We start from the raw sequence: 19,987 nt of genomic DNA on the forward strand, positions 1-19,987 counted from the left end.
GTTATAAATTTTCTATGAATTTAGTTAATAAATGAACACCATACGCTGTTGCATGCTTACTATTAGCAAATTCATCATCACCAAATGCCACTCCAGCTACATCAAGGTGCGCCCAAGCGTTATGTTCTTGGGTGAAATATTCTAAAAATTTGGCGGCACTTATGGCTCCGGCAACTGGTTTTCCACTATAATTTTTCACATCGGCAATATCACTTTCTATGTCTGATTTGTAAACATCCCAAAGCGGTAAAGGCCACAAACGCTCTCCTATTGCATCTCCGTTTTCTTGCAATTTCTTAGCCATTTCTGCATTGTTGGTAAACAAAGCACCACATTCATACCCAAAAGTACCCACGCTGCTTCCAGTAAGTGTGGCGATATCCACAATATATTCCGGTTTGAAATTTTTAATCAAATACGATAATCCATCGGCTAAAATGAGTCTGCCTTCTGCATCAGTATCAATTATTTCTATTGAATGTCCACTGTAACTGTGAATTACATCACTAGGTAAAAAGGACTTGCTGTCAACCGAGTTTTCGGCACAAGGAACAATAGCAGTTACTTTGACTGGCAATTGTAAATCGGCTATAAGTTGCATCGCCCCAAATACTGCCGCACCACCAGCCATATCACACTTCATGTGGACCATTCCTGCCGTTTTTATATTTAATCCACCAGTATCAAAGGTGATTCCTTTCCCCACCAATCCAACATGTTTTAAGTGTTTCACTTCAACAACAGGAGTATACTTCATAATGATAAATTGAGGTTCATTCTCGCTTCCTTTTCCTACGGCTAAAAAAGCGCCAAGACCTGCAATTTTAGAAGCTTCATAACCCAGGACTTCGACATCAAATCCATAGTGATCCCCGGTTTCTTTAGCCCAATTCGACAAGTATTTTGGATTGATCGTGTTGGGTGGTAAATCGACTAAATTATAGGTTGCTAGTTGTGCTTTGGCAATTTTAATTCCTTTTTTGGCTGTAGCCAAATGCTCTTTTTCAGATAATAAACTCAAGCTAAAATCTGGTTGTAAAAAAGGATGTACGCTTTTCTCCGATTTAAAATGACCTAAATCATACGTTCCCAAAAACAATCCTGAAATCATAGCTTCAACCTGATCCTCAGTAAATTGTTCTGGTATAACTAAAGCTACACTCAAACTTAAATTTTCTTTTTGTTTCGATGAAATACGGCGAAAAATAGTTTTTAACGATTTATAATCTATCGTTTTTCCCAAGCCAATAAAAACATACGTATTATCATTTTTTTCGGCCAAATAGTGTGTGTCTTTTTTACCAAAAAAAACTTTGGAAGCAATTTCCAATCCATTAAATGTAATGGGAACAATACTTTTTGAATAGGTTTCAAAAACCGGAATTAAAATTGTACCTGAAAAATCATCTGAATTTGTTATTGTACTTGTTCTCATTTATTCTTTTTTTATGGCTGTTGTTATTGGATGAAATTCAACATTAATGTCGTTTTTTTAGCTATACTGTGTAATAGACGCGATAAATCGCATCTCTACACCTCTTTTTCATTAAAAAACAACCATTCAATTGCTTTTGGAAACTCGTCACTCCAATAGGTTTCGCTATGTTTTCCTTGCTTGTTAATACTTAAATTAATATTCGATTTTTCTTTTACAAACCCAGTTGAAATCAAACTATCTTTAAAACTTTTGATATGTTCAATCATCTTTATACTTTCATCGCCACCGGCATATAAATAGATTTTTGTATCTGCTGAATTAGATTTTTCAGTATTGATTTTTAATTCAGGAACGACCCAAAGCGAGGGCGAAAAAATCATTAATTTCCCATACACTTCAGGATTTCTTAATCCACTAAAAATACTAACTAATCCACCCATTGAGCTTCCTCCAATTCCGGTGAATTCCCGTTCTTTTTTGGTTCTAAAATTGCAATCTACGTAGGGTTTTAATGTATCAGTCACAAAGCGAATGTATTTCTTGCCTTGTCCCTTTCCTAGAACAGTTTTCCCTACATTGTATTCTTTGATGCGATCTTCTTCGGCGTGTTCAATAGCAATAATTATAATTTTTCCAATTTTATATTCTGACATAACTGCCAGTTTTTTATCAATTTCCCAATTGCCAAATTCAGCTGATTCATTGAATAAATTTTGAGCATCCTGCAAATACATAACCGGATAACTTTCACTCGATTTGTCATAATCATGGGGTAATAACGCCCATATTTTCCTGGTTTTATTGAGTTGGGGAATTTCAAATTCATCCGAAATCAATTGCACTTGAGGTAAAAAAGATTGTTTAAAAGGCAACCAGTTTTTTCTCCATCTCTCAACGTGTTCTTTTTGAATGCCAGTATGTGCAAATGTAGAGCGATTTTCGGTACGATTCCCATGACTGTTAATCTCAACATCGCTCCAATCTCCTTTCGTAAATTTATACAAAAGCATCTCTGGATAATCAAAATCATGTGAGAATTTGTAATGATACGAACGGTTCCCTATCTTCTCCATCAGAAATTCGTTGTCTTGTGTGCGCCAATTATTAAAATTCCCTGAAATATAAACCGGCCGAGCATCATCTTCATCAGTAGTTAGAATTATGTGTAGTCCAGTATTTAGGATTGGAATATTTAATTCTTGTGTAAAGGTGGTATTATCTGTATTCATCACTTGCATTATTGTACTTGTATTTTAAAAATAAAGAGTAAATATAGTCGATTGCGATTTGAAATAAAAGAAAAAAGAAAACCCAATAGCAAATGAATTTCCTATTGGGTTTGTATTGGTGAAAAACGATTTTTTTTTACTTCTGTCTACTTTTTAAGACTGTTACCACATCATCTAACTTAAACCCTTTGGCTTGCAATAAGATAAGATAATGAAAAAGTAAATCAGCACTTTCACTCAAAAACAAATCATCATCGTCATCTTTGGCTTCAATAACCACTTCAATCGCTTCCTCACCTACTTTTTGAGCAATTTTGTTCATCCCTAATTTGAATAAAGAAGCCACATAACTTTTCTCAGAATCTGCATTTTCTCTTCGAAGTTGGATTGTATCTTCTAAATCCGAAATAAAGCCATAATCTGCTTTGTTTTCGTCAGCCCAGCATGTATCTGTACCTTTATGACATGTTGGCCCTTCTGGTTTTACCTGAATCAATAGCGTATCATTATCACAGTCGTTTTTGATGCCAATCAGGTTCAGAAAATTGCCACTTTCCTCGCCTTTTGTCCAAAGCCTTTGCTTACTTCGACTGTAAAAGGTTACTTTTTTAGTGTCTATCGTTTTTTGATACGCTTCGGCATTCATATAACCCAACATCAAAACCGTTTTGGTTTCACTGTCTTGAATGATTGCTGGAATTAATCCGTCTGTGTTTTTTGAGAAATCTATGTTCATGTTTTTTAGTCTAAAGTTTTAAAGTCGAATGTCTTAAAGTAAAAATATTAAATTCGTACTTCGATATTGTTGTTTTTGAGCTCTGTTTTTAATGTTTTGATTTCAATTTCTTTAAAATGAAATACACTTGCGGCCAATGCTGCGTCTGCTTTTCCTACCTGAAAAGTGTCTATAAAATGTTGAATGTTTCCCGCACCACCAGAAGCAATTATTGGAATATTAACCAGTTCCGAAAGTCTTGCCAAAGCTTCATTTGCAAATCCGTTTTTAGTTCCGTCATTGTCCATCGAGGTAAACAAGATTTCTCCTGCTCCACGCTCTTCTACTTCTTTGGCCCAATCAAATAAATTCAATGCTGTAGGTACTTTTCCTCCTACTAAATGAACAATCCATTGCCCGTCGATTTGTTTAGCATCAATTGCAACCACTACACATTGACTTCCGAATTTTTGTGCCAAATCATTAATCAACTGCGGGTTTTTAACCGCTGAAGAATTAATAGAAACTTTATCCGCCCCGTTTTGCAGCAAAATTTCAACATCTTCAACGGAGGAAATTCCACCACCAACAGTAAATGGAATATTAATCGTGGAAGCGACTTTACGAACCAAATCAACTAAGGTTTTCCTTCTTTCTTCCGTGGCAGAAATATCTAGGAAAACCAATTCATCCGCACCTTCATCTGAATATATTTTAGCTAATTCCACTGGATCTCCTGCGTCACGCAAGTCCACAAAATTAATACCTTTTACGGTTCTTCCGTTTTTAATGTCGAGACAGGGAATAATTCTTTTTGTAAGCATTTTGATTGTTGTTAAAAGTCTTATTATTCAAATACTGGGCGCAAAAAAGTTCGTTCATAACTCAATATACATTTCGTGTCTTCTGCAATTTTAAACGTATCTATACATTCTTGATCGAGTAAAATTAATGATCTGTATTTTTCGTATTCGGATAAACTAGGAAATGAAAACATTGCAAATGCAACGTTATTTGCACCTTCAGATGGCAAAAAATAACCATGATGCTGTCCCCCAAAACGATTAACTAATTTAATCCATCTTCTACCATACTCTTCAAAAATATTCAATTGAAATGGGTCTATACTATATTTTACGTGACAAGTTATCATAATTTAAACTTTTTGTTTGACTATTTACTAATTATAAACTGTTCCAATTGTTTCAACGAAATTCGTCCTTCGTAAATGGCTTTGCCGATTATAGTTCCTTCGCAACCTAATTCGGCTAGCCTTGGCAACTCATCAAAAGTTGAGATCCCTCCGGAAGCAATTAATTTTATTCCGCTGGCGTTTTCCAAAATTTTAGCGTATAAATCAAAACTTGGTCCTTCAAGCATACCATCTTTTGCAATATCCGTACAAATTACATACTGAATTCCTTTAATTTGATACTCTTGTATAAACGGAATCAGATCTTCATTAGAATCTTCTAACCAACCCGAAACGGCTACTTTTTCATTGTTGGCATCTGCTCCCAAAATAATTTTATCAGCACCGTATTCTGCAATCCATTTTTCGAATAGTTTTCTATTTTTTACGGCAATACTTCCGCCTGTAATTTGATTGGCGCCACTTTCAAAAGCAATTTTCAAATCGGAATCGGATTTTAATCCACCACCAAAATCAATTTTCAATTTGGTTTTAGAAGCTATTTGCTCTAATATTTTATAATTCACAATTTGGCTTGACTTTGCTCCGTCTAAATCAACCAGGTGCAGGTATTCTATACCGTTTGCTTCAAATGATTTGGCCACTTCAAGCGGATTTTCATTGTATATAATTTTAGTATTGTAATCGCCTTTTGACAAGCGAACACATTTTCCGTCAATGATATCTATTGCGGGTATTATTCTCATTTATTTAAGTCTTAAAGTGTAAAAGTCAAAAGTCATAAAGACCCAACTTAATTTATAATTTTAAAAAATTACCCAAAATTTGTTCTCCAACATCACCACTTTTTTCGGGATGAAATTGAGTTCCATAAAAATTTTCATTTTCCAATGCTGAGGAATATTCTAGCTCGTAATTAGTTGTAGCAATGGCCTCAGGACAAAGTGGTGCATAAAAACTATGTACTAAATACATATATTCGTTCTCAGCAATTCCTTTGAATAAAGGTGATTTTAAGTTGTATATTTGGTTCCAACCCATTTGCGGCACCTTCACTTTTGGCGTAAACTTAATCACATCAATATCAAAAATTCCCAAACCTTTGGTGTTTCCTTCCTCCGATTTGTTGCACATCAGTTGCATTCCCAAACATATTCCCAAAACAGGTTGTTTCAAGGTTGGAATCAAAGTGTCTAAACCACTTTCTAAAAGCATTTTCATTGCGGAACTTGCTTCTCCAACGCCTGGAAAAATTACTTTGTCTGCTGCTTTAATTTCGTCCGGATTATTGCTCAAAACAGGTTTGAATCCCAATCTTTCAATGGCAAACATAATACTTTGAATATTGCCTGCACCGTAATTTATGATTACTGTTTTCATTTATATTGGTCTTAATGTTATAAAGACAAAAGTTATAAAGTCAATGCCGGAGCACTTTAAGACTTTAAGACTTTTGTCTTTAGACTAAACTAAAGCATCCCCTTTGTACTTGGCAAAATCATTTTTTCTGTATCCCGCTTTACGGCTACTTTTATTGCTTTGGCAAAAGCTTTAAAAATAGCTTCAATCTTGTGATGTTCGTTCGTTCCATCTGCCTTTATATTGATGTTGGCTTTCGCTCCATCCGAGAAAGATTTGAAGAAATGATAAAACATCTCTGTTGGCATTTTCCCCACCATCTCCCGTTTGAATTCGGATTCCCAAACCAACCAGTTTCTGCCTCCAAAATCAATAGCTACTTGCGCTAAACAGTCGTCCATTGGCAAACAAAAACCGTAACGTTCTATTCCTAATTTATTTCCTAATGCTTTCGCAAAAACTTCTCCAAGTGCAATTGCTGTATCTTCAATTGTGTGGTGTTCGTCTACTTCCAAATCACCTTTTACAAGAATTTCTAGATCCATTTGTCCGTGACGCGCAATTTGGTCGAGCATGTGATCAAAAAAAGCAATTCCAGTTTCAATTTGACTTTTTCCAGTTCCGTCTAAGTTTAAATTGATATAAATATCAGTTTCATTCGTCTTTCTCGAAATGGTTGCTGTACGTTCCTCTAATTTCAAAAATTCATAAATTGTTTTCCAATCCGTAGTTTGCAAAGCAATAACGGAATCTAATTCCTCTCTTTTTGAAGCAATTTCGTCGCCTCCCAATTCTTCATCGGTATTAATAAAAATCGCTTTTGAACCTAAATTTTTGGCTAATTCCACGTCGGTTATCCTATCTCCTATTACAAATGAATTTACTAAGTCATACTCGGGATTATCAATGTATTTAGTTAGTAGACCGGTGGCGGGCTTTCGTGTTGGTGCGTTTTCATGCGGGAACGTTTTATCAATTAAGACTTCACTAAAAACCACGCCTTCATTAGCAAATGCTTTCATAACCAAATTATGAACTGGCCAAAAGTTAATTTCCGGATGCGAATCCGTACCCAAACCATCTTGATTGGTCACCATTACGAGTTCAAAATCTAGTTCCAAAGCAATTTTCCCAAGGTATTGAAATGCTTTTGGATAGAATTCTAATTTTTCAAAACTGTCTAATTGGTAATCATTTGGTTCTAAAACCATTGTTCCATCACGGTCTATAAAAAGTATTTTTTTCATTTATTTAATAATTTAATCTGATAAATTTTTTTACAAACATCCTTTATTTTCTTCCATTTCTTTCATTTTTTCCTTAGCAGTTTTTTCATCAATTTCCATTAAATAAATTAAAACTGAAAAGACACCTGTTTCATATACTAACTCAAAATAAGTTGCTTTTCCAGATTCAACTTGAATCACAAAATTTTCAGAAGCTCCTTTATTTGTTTTTAAATTCATATTACCATATTTAAGCGATATCTCATGCCTTCCGATGGGAACTTCATGAATGGAGTATTTCTTATATTTTGCTTTGCATACAAATTTATCATCTATAAAAAATTTCAATCTAGAAAAACTACCTCCCCAACCCGTTGAGCGCAGAAAATAAATCTTTTCATTATTAACTTTTTTGATATCTTGCGCTTTCATTAAAGAAGTAAAACTTAATAAAATCAGAAGTATTACAATCAAATTTCTATAACTATTGAGCATTCATTTAGTATTAGTTTATATTTTATTTTTAAGCTAATAAAGCTTCGGTTAATCTCTTATTTTCTTGTTCAGTTCCAACAGTAAAACGCAAACAATTATTGCATAACGGTTGGGTTGTTCGATTTCTGATTACAATTCCTTTTGCAATCAACTCTGCGTATCTTTTATTGGCATCATCCACTTTTACCAAAATAAAATTGGCTTCTGTAGGATAAGTTTTTTCGACAAAATTAATATCAAGTAACACTTTAAGTAATTCCTCTCTTTGCGCTATAATAGATTCAATTTCAAATTTTATCTTTTCCGGCTTGTCTAATCGTTCCAAAGCTCTTTTTTGAGTCAGTTCATTCACATTATACGGTGGTTTTATTTTATTCAAAACCGAAATTACTTCAGCAGATGCATAACAAATTCCCAATCTGATTCCTGCCAAACCGTACGCTTTTGATAGTGTTTGAGTAATGACCAAATTTGGATATTCGTCTAATTCATTAATCCAACTTTCTTTTTTTGAAAAGTCAATATACGCTTCATCAATTACTACCAACCCCTTAAAATTTTGAAGAATATACGCCACACTTTCATCCGAATAAGAATTTCCGGTTGGATTATTTGGTGAACATAAAAAAATGATTTTAGTGGTTGCATCAACAGCTTTAATAATTTTTTCTATTTGCGGTTGAAAATCTTCTGAAAGTAATACTTCTCTGTTTTCAACTGCATTGATATTAGCCAAAACACCATACATTCCGTAGGTTGGCGGTAGGGTAATCACGTTATCTTTTTTTGGCTCACAAAAAGCTCTAAACAATAAATCCAATACTTCATCACTTCCGTTACCCAACAGAATTTGATTCGTTTTTACATTTTTTTGCTTTGCCAAAACTGCTTTTACACTCATTTGTTGTGGATCAGGATAGCGATTTACGCCATTCTCAAACGGATTTTCATTGGCATCCAAAAAAATCATATCAGCAGTATCAAAACCCTCAAATTCATCGCGAGCAGAGGAATACGGCTTCATTGTTTTTACGTTCTCTCGAACCAAATTATTGATATCAAAACTATTTCCCATCTTCCAGTGCTTTTAATCGTAATGTAACTGCATTTTTGTGTGCTTGCAACCCTTCGGCATCAGCCATTATTTCAATAGCTTTTCCTATATTTTGGATTCCTTTTTCCGTTATTTTTTGAAAAGTCATTGTTTTTGTAAAACTATCTAAATTTACACCACTATAGTTTTTTGCATATCCGTTGGTAGGCAAGGTATGATTGGTGCCCGATGCGTAATCACCGGCGCTCTCCGGTGTATAATTCCCTATAAAAACCGAACCTGCATTTTCAATTTCGTCAATATAAAAATCATCGTTGGCAGTGCACACAATAAAGTGTTCCGGTCCGTATTCGTTTATTAAATCCAAAGCGATTTTATCATTTTCGACAAAAATTAATTTGGAGTTTGCGATAGCTTTTTCGGCAATATCTTTGCGGGGTAATTGCTCTATTTGAAGTTGAATTTCTTCTTCAACGGCATCCATAAGTTTTTTAGACGTCGAAACCAAAATTACCTGACTGTCTGCTCCGTGTTCTGCTTGTGACAGTAAATCAGAGGCTACAAAAGCGGGAACTGCAGTATCATCAGCCACGATTAACAACTCAGATGGACCTGCGGGCATATCAATGGCAACGCCAAATTGAGTTGCTAATTGTTTTGCAACAGTAACAAACTGATTTCCTGGTCCAAAGATTTTATATACTTTAGGAATTGTTTCGGTACCAAATGTCAATCCTGCAATAGCCTGAATACCACCTACTTTTAAAATTTTTGTAACTCCGCATAAATTAGCAGCAAACAAGATGGCAGAATTTATGTTTCCGTTTTTATCTGGTGGCGAACACAATACGATTTCGTTGCAACCTGCAATTTCTGCAGGAACAGCAAGCATCAATACTGTTGAAAACAAGGGTGCTGTGCCTCCAGGAATATACAATCCTACTTTTTGAATCGGTCGTTTTTCTTGCCAGCAGTTTACACCTTCGATTGTTTCGACAGCGACACGTTCTGTTTTTTGTGCCTTGTGAAATTTGGTTATATTTTCTTTTGCTAAAGCAATTGCTGCTTTTAATTCCTCTGATACACTCGCAACTGCTGCTTCAATCTCCCCTTTTGAAACTTCAAAATTGTTAACCGAAACTCCATCAAAAAGTGATGTATATTTGGCTACAGCCTCATCCCCTTTTTTCTGAACTTCCTTGAAAATTTCTTTTACTGTAGCTTCAATGTCATCTACCGTTTTTGTGGGCCGTTCTAGAATAGCAGACCACGTTTCTGGTTTTGGATTGTATATTTTATTCATTTTTAATTTTATTCAAAGATTAAATGATTTAAAAATTGAAATATTTTACTTTTAAATCATATCATTAATAATTCTACAAAACCATTTTCTCAATTGGACAAATTAAAATCCCTTCGGCTCCAGCTTCTTTCAATTGATCAATCACATCCCAGAAAGTGTCTTTGTCGATTACCGAGTGTACGCTGCTCCACCCTTCTTGTGCCAAAGGCAAAACGGTTAAACTTCGTAATACCGGAAGAATTTTTCCAACAGCATCAATTTTGTCATTTGGTACATTCATCAAGATATACTTCGATTTTCTTGCTCTTAAAACAGATTCAATTCTGAATTTTAAAGTGTCTATTATTTTTTGAGATTCAGGACTTACTTTTGGAGAAACAGCCAACACCGCTTCACTTTTAAAAATAACTTCAACCTCTTTTAGATTATTTTTAAATAATGTGCTTCCACTGGAAACAATATCAACAATAGCATCAGCAAGACCGATGTTTGGAGCTATTTCAACCGAACCTGAAATCTGGTGTATATCGACTGTTACACCTTTCGAATTAAAAAAATCAAGTACTGTTTTAGGGTAGGAAGTTGCAATACGCATACCATCTAAATCCTGAACGGATTTGTAATCAAATGCTTTAGGTACAGCAACAGATACTTTACATTTTGAAAAACCTAATTTTTGAATAACTTCAATATCCCCGCCTTTTTCAACTAATAAATTATCACCCACAATAGCAATATCTACAACTCCATCAATCAAATATTGAGGAATATCCGAATTTCTTAAATATAAAACTTCTAAAGGAAAATTAGAAGCTTCAGCTTTTAATTGGTCGATTCCGTTATCAATTGAAATGCCGGCATCTTTTAGAATTTGAATGCTGTCTTCGTTTAAACGACCTGATTTTTGAATTGCAATTTTTAATGTACTCATTTTTTGTTTTTTTTTAGAATGATAATGTTTGAGTACAATTTGAGGCAATAAAAAACCCGTTTGATGTACTCAAACGGGTTTTTAAATATGATGATTTACATACATATCATTAACACATCGCTTGAGAGCAATAATGGGAATGATGATGATGCAATTGTTTTGTAAACATTTTTGTCGGCTTTGTTTTAAATCTTGTGCAAATATACGAGTTAAATTCTTTAGAAAGCAATTTTTATTTTAACTTAAATGCTAATTTTTGTTAAATGAATATTATTTTTGGTTTTTATTATATTCTTTTTTCACAGCTGTATTCTCATTCAGGGGTGCAAAACAGCGCTGTCTTCCCCAATTACTGTATGACGAATTCCATCCCCAGAAGTCCCTACTTTTATTGACAAAAATTGACGCTATCACAAACAAAATATACGCCGTGTTTTTTAACGAATCTTTCTTTAAAAACATTTCAGCTATCAAAATTCCAATTCCGAAAAAGATTCCCCGAATTGGAAAATGGTTTACAACCATTTGTAAATGAGTGTAATCGATATTTTGGTCTTAATTCCGTTTTCGGTCACTGAATAAAAATAGTGAAGTTGAAAAGAATTAACATATGCATCTTTATTGTTTTTTTACAAATTCAGGGTTTATTGCATTACAAATTTAAAAGCAATGGTAGCAATATTAGCCGTCAAATTATCGCTTCGTTTGTAATGATTGAATCTAAAATCAATATTTTTTAGGCCAAATTTCCAAATTTTTCCTGCAGTAAAAATATCTGTATAATTAATGCCAAAACCGTATTGATTGGCATCAAATGTCGCTAAATCAGCATCTGAAGTATAAAATTTTTCTGTTGACAAATGCGTTTCATAAGGCGCATAATATTTAGAAGCCGCTTGTGTATAATAGCGGTACATTGGAAAAACAGTAAACTTATCGGACAATTTCACAGGAAGTTCAATACTGGCGGTATGCGATTGTATGTCCCAGTTATCTGAATAAAAACGATAATAGGTTCGTACTATAAATCGGTCATTGATGTAATAATTAAAACGCGCTCCAACGGGAAGTTTAAAACGTGAATCCGGTAATCTTTCGATATCATCTGCTAATTTGTAAACTCCGATGTTGCTTGAACTTTCGTAATTGCTTATGTATTGCGCTTGTCCAATGTAAAAATTGGCTTTGTCTGCAAAATAAATTCGGTGATACGGAGAAGACAATAATCCTTGTTGTTGCAATACATCAAAGAAAACTGAAACCTGTAATTTCTTAGTCAAAACCTGAGAAAACCCTACAGAGGCTGAAAATGAATTTCTGTTAACAGTAGTAACCGGTTTAAATGCAGACGGCAAGTAATCTGTTGAGGGTACACCGTTCTGATCCAAAACTGATACACCAAAAAAATAGCCTTGATTTAAAAAATTTGAACCATACAATGAATATTCGTGCAGCTCCGTTGGATATATAGGTCTCCATTGATCTATATATGCATTTACTTTCAAACTCAATTCTGTATTTTTTTCATTAAAAAGACCAGTGATTCCACCACCAAAACCAACTGAAGTGTAATCATATTCATTTGAAAAAGAAACATCTGTATTCCAAATAAAATTTCTGGAGTCGCTACTATGACTGTAATTAGCAACTATAGATACTAATTCATCACTTCTTGAAGCGCCAGATGAAGCTTGCCAAGGCGTTCCACTGGGTCCTGTAGCCTCCGCATTACTGCCTACTGTTGGATCATTAGCGCCTCCGCCACGAGAAGCACCCGTAGAATTAAATGGATTTATATTACTAGAAGAAGCTGATGAATAGGCCGATATTCCTAAATCAATAGTCAAGACATCATCCTCATTCAACGGCATTGCAACCACAATATTAGAAGCGACATCTGTTAGTTTCTCTGAACCAATACCCCCAGAAACAGCTGATCTTGATCCATCTTGCTCGTAATAACTCGCTAGAAAGTCCACTTCTGTACTTTCTAACACTCTTTTTTTAAAAACGGGTTCTTTACTATTTTCTTGAGAAAAAGCAGTTACAGTGATTAAGATAAAAAGAGATAAAATTTTTATTTTCATTTTCTAATGGATTGGAATTTACAATCTGAATTGTTGCTTTACATTAATTGCAACCACAGCCGCCACCTGATTTTCCACCATTGGCTCCGCCAGCAGCTTCACGATATACTTGAAAAGAAGTTTCATACCGTTCCGCTGTTCGGGCAGAAAGCTTCATATCAGGATCAGTTATTTTCTCTTTTTCGTACTCTTTTATGGAACTGCACGATTGCAAAATCAAAAGTGTAAAAAATACAAAGGCTATTTTATGTTTCATGAGTGCATTTTGTTATTAATTATATTTTTTGATATCAATTCCATTTGAAGAGTGAATTTTGCCTTTATCGTCAACAATAATACATTCAATACCTTTAATTTGATTTACTAAATCCAAGCCTACTTCTACTCCAAGTACAAAAATTCCGGTGGCCAAAGCATCAGCGATTTCAGTCTGCTTGGCAAAAACAGAGACACTGACCACACCATTTGCCGGATACCCCGTTCTGGGATCAATAATATGCGAATAACGAATACCGTTAAAAATCACATATTTTTCATAACTGCCGGAAGTTTCCACCGCACTGTCTTCTATTGGGAACGTGGCAAAAATTTTATTCTTGTTCAAAGGGTTTACTATTCCTACAGTCCAAGGTTTTCCGTCCGGTTGTTTCCCCCATGCATTAATATCTCCCGAAACGTTTATAATTCCGGAAAGACAGCCTTTAGAAAACAATAAATCTTTTACTTTATCAGCAATATAGCCTTGTCCAATGCCGCCCAAACCTAATTTCATTCCTTCTAATTTTAGAAAAATAGTCTGTTCTTTCTGGTTTAGAATAATATTTTTATACCCAATTTTCGCGACTGATTTTTTTATGGCTTCATCGGTTGGCATTACTTTCATGGAACCATCAAATTTCCATATTTTGTCCATGGAAGCATACGAAATATCAAAAGCACCATTGGTAATTTGGGAGATTTTAATGGCTCTTTCGACCAATTCAAAAACTTCAGCATCCACTTTTACCGGCTGTATTCCTGCATTGCGATTAATTTCGGAGATTTGCGTTGTTGGAATCCAATCGGAGATTAAATACTCAATTCGTTTTACTTCGGCTACAGCCAAATCAATATATTCGTTGGCCTTGATAGTATCACTTGCAACAGCGGTAACCTCAAAAGGACTCCCTAACATAAACAACTTTCTCTTATGCGTAATTTGCGAAGTCGCTAATGCCGTTGTGAATATAAAACTGAGTACGAGTATTTTTTTCATTATTTCTCAAAGGAATGAATGATTTGAATGTATTCTTGCGGAGTCACATTTTTGTACCCAGTAATTCCTAATACGGTCCCTGTTTTATCCAGTAACAGCACTAAAGGAAAATTTCCAGATTTGTTGTACCGCTCAGCTAATTTTTTATTGCTAGCTGTTAAATTAGCAGCCAGTAAATTTGCTTTTTTCTTAGGAAAATCAGCTTTGTATATGACCCATTTTTGCTCTGCCTCATTTTTAAAATCTTCTGACTTCCAGATTGTATTTTCTAGTTTAATACAAGGCGCACACCAATCAGATCCTGAAAACACAAGAAGGATATTTTTGTTTTCTTTGATTGCTTGTGTTTTTGCATCATTAAAATCAGATTCCCAATTTTGAGAATAACCAAATGTTCCTAAGAAAAGAAACAAAATCAGCGTGTATTTTTTCATTTTAGGGTTGTTTTTATCTCTATAAAAGTATTTGTTTTCTCTAAACAACAATTTAGCAGAGAACAAAATTAAGACAGAATTAATTTAACAATAAGAGAATTAAGTAATAACCATGGTATAATGTCGTATTTTAAAATCAGGATAAAATCATGTAAAAATCTGATTTAAAGCTGTTTTACTTAAAGTTAATTCTTTTGACTTTACGACTTTTAAACTTTCGACTTACTTATAGCTCTTTGTTTTAATTTTATTACACAAAAACAGTCAGTGCTGTTCCTGCTAATGAAGTCTTGTACTCTTTTAAATTAGATGCTGCAGGCCCAATTGTAACTACTCCCTTACTGGTAAATTGAGAATTATGTCTTGGGCAAACAAATTTGTTACCTGCTTCATCATAATTAACAATAACTCCCTCGTGTGGGCATGCTGCAGAGACTGCTAGAAAATCACCTGCGTTGGTTCTAGCGATAATTATTCCTTGGGTTACTAAAAAACCTCCGTTTTTAGCTAAAGTCCCCATGCTTACATCAACTGTGAAATTTGAACTTGCTGAAGGTGCCGGGGGGGTGGTACCTGATGAATCTGAATTTGTATCATCAGAGCTACAACTCACGGCCATACCAGCAATACAAGCAGGTAATAAAACTGTCGCTGCTCCAAATCCTACTCTGGAAAAAAATTCTTTTCTAGTCATAATTATTTATGTTAGTTTTTAATAATTATAGTTACGTAAAAAACTCAAGTTTAGTTTTTTATTAAAAGAAATTATCAACCATCGCAGCATAATTATCGATAGACTTAGAAATAGCATCTCCTTTTTCAAAACCGCCAAACGGACAATAATCCGGGGGATAGAATTTTATATTATCATAATCCATCGCAAAATTTTGATGCGTTTCTGATAACGAAAACCAAACTGGGTTATCTAATTTTTTATCGTTTAGTGCTTTCACAGTAATTTAGTTTTTAAAGTTGGCCCTCAATTTTACGTGCTTGTTGCACAAGTTAAAATTAAGGTATTTATGTTTTACTCTTTTTGCGGGTAATGTTAGTTCCTTCAATATAAAAATTAAAATTCATTATTAGTGCTCTAAGAACCTTACTGAATCTAGTTTTGAGCCTAATTTCAAGCTGAATCAATATCTTAAGATAAGAAAAGAGTATATTTGTCCTTGATCTTTAATGTTTAAAATTACTGACACTACCTTTTACAATTAAAATCCCTTGATTATTAAGCTATTATTGAAAAGCTACTAATAAAAATTGTACTAAAGAAGTGTTTTAAATTTAATAAATTAGGTTTACAAGCATCATTTAAAATGACTCTATAATAAACTTGATGCATTAAAGTCGTTTATTAGAGCGCACTCAGCACTTATATAAAAAATATCCTATGTACTTAGAGAGGTTTGAGATTAAAAAAAACATTCAAAAAACGGATGATAAAAATTTGTCCTTCCGGGTTTTTGACCTTGGGACAGCAAGTGCTGAAGATTATTTGAAACCACATAAAAAAGATCATTTTTGTATCATACTTGTGGAATCAGGAAGTATTAAAGTACATATCGAAGACAAAATTCATTTATTAAATTTAGGAAAAATTTCTATTCTGTTTCCGGATCAAATCCACTTTTTGTCAAATTTGTCAACTGATTTATCTGGCAAAATTATATTATTTGAAGAAGTATTGTTCTGTTCAGATATATTGAAAAATGAGCTCAGTGCCTATAACGTAAACTTATCTGCCCACCTTAATTGTACCGCACTTTCTAGCCTAGAATTTGAACAAGTCCTACCTATTATAAAGAACATACAGGATATCTATAATGCCCCTAGCCTAGTTAAAAAAGAGCAGGCCCGTTTTTATATCAAAATCTTCCTTTTGGGACTCATCGAATCAATCCACGGCCAACATCCTGTTTTACATCAGGACACTCAAGGTCCTGACCAGAATACCTATATAGCCTTTAAAAAACTTTTGAACCATCAATATAAAATGGAGCGCACTGTACAATTCTATGCCTTAAAACTGGCTATAAGTACTAAAAAGTTAAATGCACTAAATAAAAAATATTCTAGCGAAACCGCAATAAATGCAATTCACAACCGGATCCTTACCGAAATTAAAAGACAATTACTGTTTACGGATCGCTCTCACAAAGAAATCGCATTTGACCTTGGGTTTAGCTCTCCATCAGCTCTTAATAAATTTGTAAGAGCTAAGCTAAAGGAAACGCCAACGGACCTTCAGAATGGCCTGGCGCAAATTTATACCGCATAGTCTTGTATATATAACATCCCTCCTTTCCTTCTGATCTATCTTTGCATCAGTAATTAATACTATTCAAAATAGAGATTAATTACTGTTGCAAAAAATCGATTACAGCTTTATTATTCTATTTAATTCTGAATAGAAAAAATTAAAATTATAAAGGCATCCTGTAATTTCAATCACGCAATACCTCACACACTCGAAAAAAATCGATCAAAATTACACAATTTCATTGGTGTACTAATTTGAATGATAGTAGGAGCGTATCGCTTATTTAAAAATAAAACAAAATGAATAGTAACACTTTGACAAACAAAAATCTGCATGTTATTTTGGAGGAAAACCTAAAATTAGCAAATGAGATTAATCCAAAAGAGATAACGGTTTTGGTTAACGAAATTAAAGCAGCCAAACGAATTTTTGTAATGGCAGCTGGGCGAAGTGGACTTGCATTAAAAATGGCAGCCATGAGATTTATGCATTTAGGCTATACCGTATTTATAGTAGGAGAAACGAATACACCCGCCATTCTTGAAGGTGATTTGTTACTGCTGGCATCAGGATCCGGCACTACTTCTTCAGTACTCTCATCAGCGGTGAAAGCGAAGGCTCAAAAAGCCACAGTTATTGCGCTGACTGCTGATGCAGAAAGCAAATTAGCCGAAGTGGCAGACCATATCCTATTCATAAAAGCGGCAACAAAAACTGACTTCGGGATTTCGGTCTCCAAGCAGTATGCCGGCAGCCTTTTTGAACAGTTTACATTATTTATCCTGGAAGGTGTTTTTATGTCGCTTTGGCAAGAATCAGAATTGACCAAAGAAGATTTATGGCCGAAACACGCCAACCTGGAATAACGATTTTTTTTAATATTATTAATTTTTTTAAACATTTTAGACATGACAAAATTACAAGTCGCAATTGATTTACTTACTACAGAAGCAGCATTAGAACTAGCACACAAAGTAGCACCTTACGTAGATATTATAGAATTAGGTACTCCGCTTATTAAATCGGAAGGACTTAGTGTGGTAACAGCAATGAAAACTGCTTTCCCTGACAAATTAATTTTTGCAGACATGAAAATTGCAGATACCGGTTTTCTAGAAGCTGAGATTGCATTTAAAGCTGGAGCAGATCTAGTAACCGTTATGGGTGCTGTAGATGATGCAACTGTAAAAGGCGCGGTAGAAGCTGCAGCAAAATATGGTAAAAAAGTAGTAGTTGATACTATTGGAGTTAAAGATAGAGTACAAAGAGCAAAAGAAGTAACTGCTTTTGGAGTTGCGTTTGTTGAACTACACGCTGGTCTTGACGAACAAACATTAGCAGGATATTCTGTACAAACACTTATCAGTGAAGGTAGACTAGCAAAAGTTCCATTCTCTGTAGCAGGTGGTGTAAACATTGATACAATAAAAGATGTTGTAGCTGCTGGTGCAGATGTAGCTGTTGCTGGTGGTGCCATTTATGGTGCTGAAGATCCAGCTGCTGCTGCAAAAGCATTAAAAGAAGCTATAAATAGTGTTACTGTAGCCTAATAATTGACTAATTTTGGCTGGACTTTATAAATAAAGTCCAGCCTTTTTTTTTCTAATAATAAATTTACATACTAATTATGAATACATTCGATTTTGGCATAGTGGGCCTAGGAGTAATGGGTCGTAATCTACTTTTAAATATGGCCGACCAAGGTCATGCTGTAGCAGGCTTAGATTTAGATGCGGATAAAGTTTCTTCACTTTCAAAAGAAGCGAATTCCCAACACCGAATCAAAGCCACAACAGCCGTCGAAGATTTTGTTGCACTTATCAGACAGCCAAGGGCTATCATGATATTAGTACCTGCAGGAAAACCTGTTGATGCTGTCATTCAAAACCTACTGCCCCACCTGGATAAAGGAGATATTATTATCGATGGTGGAAATACTTATTTTACTGATACTGACCGTAGATATACAGAATTATCGGCCAAGGGAATCCACTTCTTTGGAATGGGAATCTCAGGAGGCGAAAAAGGAGCCCGTTTTGGCCCAAGTCTTATGCCTGGGGGTAATAAAGAAGCCTATGAAAGGCTACGTCCTATTTTTGAATCCATTGCTGCTAAAGTAAATGGAGAACCTTGCGTAGAATACTTAGGCAACGGATCTGCAGGAAACTACGTGAAAATGGCTCATAACGGAATTGAATATGGGATTATGCAGCTTATTTCAGAGGCATACGATCTTATGAAACGCGGATACGAACTAGACGACACTACAATTCAAAAAGTATTTGAAGACTGGAATAACACCGAACTCGAATCCTACCTGATTGAAATAACAGGACACATCCTGAAGAAAAAAGATACCGACGGCCAGATATTAATAAATCTAATCTCCGACTGGGCTAAATCCAAAGGAACAGGAAAATGGACTTCTCAAAATGCCATGGACTTAGAAGTTCCCCTTTCAACCGTAGATGCTGCCGTTGCAATGAGGGAAATGTCTAAAAATAAACCGGAAAGAATTGAGGCTTCCTTAAAATTAATTTGGAATGCAGAACAAACCAATACTGACTTGCCTGCAGCCATAGAAACACTTAAAGGGGCTTTATATTTCTCCATATTAATTACCTATGCCCAAGGATTAGCCTTATTAACGAAAGCTTCAGAAGAGTATAATTACGAGTTGAACTTGGAGACAATCGCTAAGATTTGGCGCGGTGGATGTATTATTCGTTCCACAGTTCTTGAAGATTTCAGAAAAGCTTATGCCAAAAATGGGAAACTGAAAAACATACTGCTCGACGATAGCATAGCTAAAACGTTAAACGAGAATCAATCGAATATTAGGTCTACGGTACAATTTGCCGTTCAAAAAGGGATACCTATTGCCGGTCTAATGAACTCCTTAGCTTATTTTGATGCTTACCGATCAGAAAAACTTCCGACCAACCTGATACAGGCACTGCGCGACTACTTCGGGGCTCATACTTATGAGCGTACTGATACTAACGGTATATTTCACACCGAGTGGAATGACTAAATTTTAAATGG

The 19,987-nt window shown here is 34.8% G+C and carries 22 protein-coding genes; 4 read left to right on the plus strand and 18 right to left on the minus strand.

Annotated features, from left to right (window positions below; all coding sequences use genetic code 11):
- Position 1: 1 nt before the first annotated feature.
- The 18 genes from EKM00_RS01160 to EKM00_RS01245 form a co-directional block, all read right to left on the minus strand.
- A complete protein-coding gene (locus EKM00_RS01160; protein ID WP_126451644.1) occupies positions 2-1,435 on the minus strand; it encodes a leucyl aminopeptidase family protein in 1,434 nt (477 codons plus the stop codon).
- 95 nt (positions 1,436-1,530) lie between these two features.
- Positions 1,531-2,667 carry an alpha/beta hydrolase gene (locus tag EKM00_RS01165; RefSeq protein WP_126514951.1) on the minus strand — a complete coding sequence of 379 codons (1,137 nt, stop codon included), beginning with the start codon at positions 2,665-2,667 and terminating at the stop codon, positions 1,531-1,533.
- A gap of 136 nt (positions 2,668-2,803) precedes the next feature.
- On the minus strand, positions 2,804-3,403 hold the full coding sequence (gene hisIE, locus EKM00_RS01170; protein WP_126514952.1) for a bifunctional phosphoribosyl-AMP cyclohydrolase/phosphoribosyl-ATP diphosphatase HisIE: 600 nt from the start codon (positions 3,401-3,403) through the stop codon (positions 2,804-2,806).
- A gap of 47 nt (positions 3,404-3,450) precedes the next feature.
- The gene (hisF, locus tag EKM00_RS01175) at positions 3,451-4,206 is read right to left on the minus strand and encodes an imidazole glycerol phosphate synthase subunit HisF (protein ID WP_126514953.1); all 756 of its coding nucleotides are present in this window, start codon (positions 4,204-4,206) and stop codon (positions 3,451-3,453) included.
- Positions 4,207-4,229: 23 nt separating this feature from the next.
- Positions 4,230-4,535 carry an NIPSNAP family protein gene (locus EKM00_RS01180; protein WP_126451647.1) on the minus strand — a complete coding sequence of 102 codons (306 nt, stop codon included), beginning with the start codon at positions 4,533-4,535 and terminating at the stop codon, positions 4,230-4,232.
- A 20-nt stretch (positions 4,536-4,555) separates the two neighbouring features.
- On the minus strand, positions 4,556-5,281 hold the full coding sequence (gene hisA / locus EKM00_RS01185) for a 1-(5-phosphoribosyl)-5-[(5-phosphoribosylamino)methylideneamino]imidazole-4-carboxamide isomerase (protein WP_126514954.1): 726 nt from the start codon (positions 5,279-5,281) through the stop codon (positions 4,556-4,558).
- A gap of 52 nt (positions 5,282-5,333) precedes the next feature.
- On the minus strand, positions 5,334-5,915 hold the full coding sequence (hisH, locus tag EKM00_RS01190; protein ID WP_126514955.1) for an imidazole glycerol phosphate synthase subunit HisH: 582 nt from the start codon (positions 5,913-5,915) through the stop codon (positions 5,334-5,336).
- Between the two features lie 89 nt (positions 5,916-6,004).
- Entirely contained in the window at positions 6,005-7,141 is a 1,137-nt protein-coding gene (hisB, locus tag EKM00_RS01195; protein WP_126514956.1) for a bifunctional histidinol-phosphatase/imidazoleglycerol-phosphate dehydratase HisB, read from the minus strand.
- 30 nt (positions 7,142-7,171) lie between these two features.
- Positions 7,172-7,615 carry a DUF2846 domain-containing protein gene (locus EKM00_RS01200; protein ID WP_126514957.1) on the minus strand — a complete coding sequence of 148 codons (444 nt, stop codon included), beginning with the start codon at positions 7,613-7,615 and terminating at the stop codon, positions 7,172-7,174.
- A 28-nt stretch (positions 7,616-7,643) separates the two neighbouring features.
- The gene (gene hisC / locus EKM00_RS01205) at positions 7,644-8,690 is read right to left on the minus strand and encodes a histidinol-phosphate transaminase (protein ID WP_126514958.1); all 1,047 of its coding nucleotides are present in this window, start codon (positions 8,688-8,690) and stop codon (positions 7,644-7,646) included.
- A complete protein-coding gene (hisD, locus tag EKM00_RS01210; RefSeq protein WP_126514959.1) occupies positions 8,680-9,972 on the minus strand; it encodes a histidinol dehydrogenase in 1,293 nt (430 codons plus the stop codon). The genes hisC and hisD overlap by 11 nt, the downstream gene beginning before the upstream one ends.
- 73 nt (positions 9,973-10,045) lie before the next feature.
- Complete coding sequence (gene hisG / locus EKM00_RS01215) at positions 10,046-10,903, minus strand: ATP phosphoribosyltransferase (RefSeq protein ID WP_126514960.1); 858 nt, start codon at positions 10,901-10,903, stop codon at positions 10,046-10,048.
- Positions 10,904-11,547: 644 nt separating this feature from the next.
- Positions 11,548-12,990 carry a DUF3570 domain-containing protein gene (locus tag EKM00_RS01220; protein WP_126514961.1) on the minus strand — a complete coding sequence of 481 codons (1,443 nt, stop codon included), beginning with the start codon at positions 12,988-12,990 and terminating at the stop codon, positions 11,548-11,550.
- Between the two features lie 43 nt (positions 12,991-13,033).
- A complete protein-coding gene (locus tag EKM00_RS01225) occupies positions 13,034-13,246 on the minus strand; it encodes a DUF4266 domain-containing protein (RefSeq protein ID WP_126451655.1) in 213 nt (70 codons plus the stop codon).
- A gap of 15 nt (positions 13,247-13,261) precedes the next feature.
- Positions 13,262-14,245: an FAD:protein FMN transferase gene (locus EKM00_RS01230; protein ID WP_126514962.1), complete on the minus strand. Its 984-nt coding sequence runs from the start codon at positions 14,243-14,245 to the stop codon at positions 13,262-13,264.
- Positions 14,245-14,679, minus strand: a complete 435-nt coding sequence (locus EKM00_RS01235; protein ID WP_126514963.1) for a thioredoxin family protein — start codon at positions 14,677-14,679, stop codon at positions 14,245-14,247. Before EKM00_RS01235 ends, EKM00_RS01230 begins: the two co-directional genes overlap by 1 nt.
- 250 nt (positions 14,680-14,929) lie before the next feature.
- Positions 14,930-15,373 (minus strand): ubiquinol-cytochrome c reductase iron-sulfur subunit, encoded by a 444-nt coding sequence (locus EKM00_RS01240; protein ID WP_126514964.1) that lies wholly within the window; start codon positions 15,371-15,373, stop codon positions 14,930-14,932.
- A gap of 61 nt (positions 15,374-15,434) precedes the next feature.
- The gene (locus tag EKM00_RS01245) at positions 15,435-15,632 is read right to left on the minus strand and encodes a hypothetical protein (protein WP_126451659.1); all 198 of its coding nucleotides are present in this window, start codon (positions 15,630-15,632) and stop codon (positions 15,435-15,437) included.
- Between the two features lie 440 nt (positions 15,633-16,072).
- Here EKM00_RS01245 and EKM00_RS01250 point away from each other — a divergent pair, with 440 nt between their 5' ends.
- From EKM00_RS01250 to gndA, 4 genes are all read left to right on the plus strand, one after another.
- On the plus strand, positions 16,073-16,960 hold the full coding sequence (locus EKM00_RS01250) for an AraC family transcriptional regulator (protein WP_126514965.1): 888 nt from the start codon (positions 16,073-16,075) through the stop codon (positions 16,958-16,960).
- Between the two features lie 281 nt (positions 16,961-17,241).
- On the plus strand, positions 17,242-17,808 hold the full coding sequence (gene hxlB / locus EKM00_RS01255; RefSeq protein WP_126451661.1) for a 6-phospho-3-hexuloisomerase: 567 nt from the start codon (positions 17,242-17,244) through the stop codon (positions 17,806-17,808).
- Between the two features lie 42 nt (positions 17,809-17,850).
- Positions 17,851-18,492, plus strand: a complete 642-nt coding sequence (gene hxlA / locus EKM00_RS01260; protein WP_126451662.1) for a 3-hexulose-6-phosphate synthase — start codon at positions 17,851-17,853, stop codon at positions 18,490-18,492.
- A 77-nt stretch (positions 18,493-18,569) separates the two neighbouring features.
- On the plus strand, positions 18,570-19,976 hold the full coding sequence (gene gndA / locus EKM00_RS01265; protein WP_126514966.1) for an NADP-dependent phosphogluconate dehydrogenase: 1,407 nt from the start codon (positions 18,570-18,572) through the stop codon (positions 19,974-19,976).
- Positions 19,977-19,987: the final 11 nt, after the last annotated feature.

Source organism: Flavobacterium sp. RSP15 (genome assembly GCF_003968755.1).
GTDB lineage: Bacteria > Bacteroidota > Bacteroidia > Flavobacteriales > Flavobacteriaceae > Flavobacterium.

What these genes read in the sequence shown, in the direction of transcription:
- EKM00_RS01160 (WP_126451644.1), bottom strand. Translation starts at nt 1,435, where the DNA reads ATGAGAACAAGTACAATAACAAATTCAGATGATTTTTCAGGTACAATT.
- EKM00_RS01165 (WP_126514951.1), bottom strand. Translation starts at nt 2,667, where the DNA reads ATGAATACAGATAATACCACCTTTACACAAGAATTAAATATTCCAATC.
- hisIE (WP_126514952.1), bottom strand. Translation starts at nt 3,403, where the DNA reads ATGAACATAGATTTCTCAAAAAACACAGACGGATTAATTCCAGCAATC.
- hisF (WP_126514953.1), bottom strand. Translation starts at nt 4,206, where the DNA reads ATGCTTACAAAAAGAATTATTCCCTGTCTCGACATTAAAAACGGAAGA.
- EKM00_RS01180 (WP_126451647.1), bottom strand. Translation starts at nt 4,535, where the DNA reads ATGATAACTTGTCACGTAAAATATAGTATAGACCCATTTCAATTGAAT.
- hisA (WP_126514954.1), bottom strand. Translation starts at nt 5,281, where the DNA reads ATGAGAATAATACCCGCAATAGATATCATTGACGGAAAATGTGTTCGC.
- hisH (WP_126514955.1), bottom strand. Translation starts at nt 5,915, where the DNA reads ATGAAAACAGTAATCATAAATTACGGTGCAGGCAATATTCAAAGTATT.
- hisB (WP_126514956.1), bottom strand. Translation starts at nt 7,141, where the DNA reads ATGAAAAAAATACTTTTTATAGACCGTGATGGAACAATGGTTTTAGAA.
- EKM00_RS01200 (WP_126514957.1), bottom strand. Translation starts at nt 7,615, where the DNA reads ATGCTCAATAGTTATAGAAATTTGATTGTAATACTTCTGATTTTATTA.
- hisC (WP_126514958.1), bottom strand. Translation starts at nt 8,690, where the DNA reads ATGGGAAATAGTTTTGATATCAATAATTTGGTTCGAGAGAACGTAAAA.
- hisD (WP_126514959.1), bottom strand. Translation starts at nt 9,972, where the DNA reads ATGAATAAAATATACAATCCAAAACCAGAAACGTGGTCTGCTATTCTA.
- hisG (WP_126514960.1), bottom strand. Translation starts at nt 10,903, where the DNA reads ATGAGTACATTAAAAATTGCAATTCAAAAATCAGGTCGTTTAAACGAA.
- EKM00_RS01220 (WP_126514961.1), bottom strand. Translation starts at nt 12,990, where the DNA reads ATGAAAATAAAAATTTTATCTCTTTTTATCTTAATCACTGTAACTGCT.
- EKM00_RS01225 (WP_126451655.1), bottom strand. Translation starts at nt 13,246, where the DNA reads ATGAAACATAAAATAGCCTTTGTATTTTTTACACTTTTGATTTTGCAA.
- EKM00_RS01230 (WP_126514962.1), bottom strand. Translation starts at nt 14,245, where the DNA reads ATGAAAAAAATACTCGTACTCAGTTTTATATTCACAACGGCATTAGCG.
- EKM00_RS01235 (WP_126514963.1), bottom strand. Translation starts at nt 14,679, where the DNA reads ATGAAAAAATACACGCTGATTTTGTTTCTTTTCTTAGGAACATTTGGT.
- EKM00_RS01240 (WP_126514964.1), bottom strand. Translation starts at nt 15,373, where the DNA reads ATGACTAGAAAAGAATTTTTTTCCAGAGTAGGATTTGGAGCAGCGACA.
- EKM00_RS01250 (WP_126514965.1), top strand. Translation starts at nt 16,073, where the DNA reads ATGTACTTAGAGAGGTTTGAGATTAAAAAAAACATTCAAAAAACGGAT.
- hxlB (WP_126451661.1), top strand. Translation starts at nt 17,242, where the DNA reads ATGAATAGTAACACTTTGACAAACAAAAATCTGCATGTTATTTTGGAG.
- hxlA (WP_126451662.1), top strand. Translation starts at nt 17,851, where the DNA reads ATGACAAAATTACAAGTCGCAATTGATTTACTTACTACAGAAGCAGCA.
- gndA (WP_126514966.1), top strand. Translation starts at nt 18,570, where the DNA reads ATGAATACATTCGATTTTGGCATAGTGGGCCTAGGAGTAATGGGTCGT.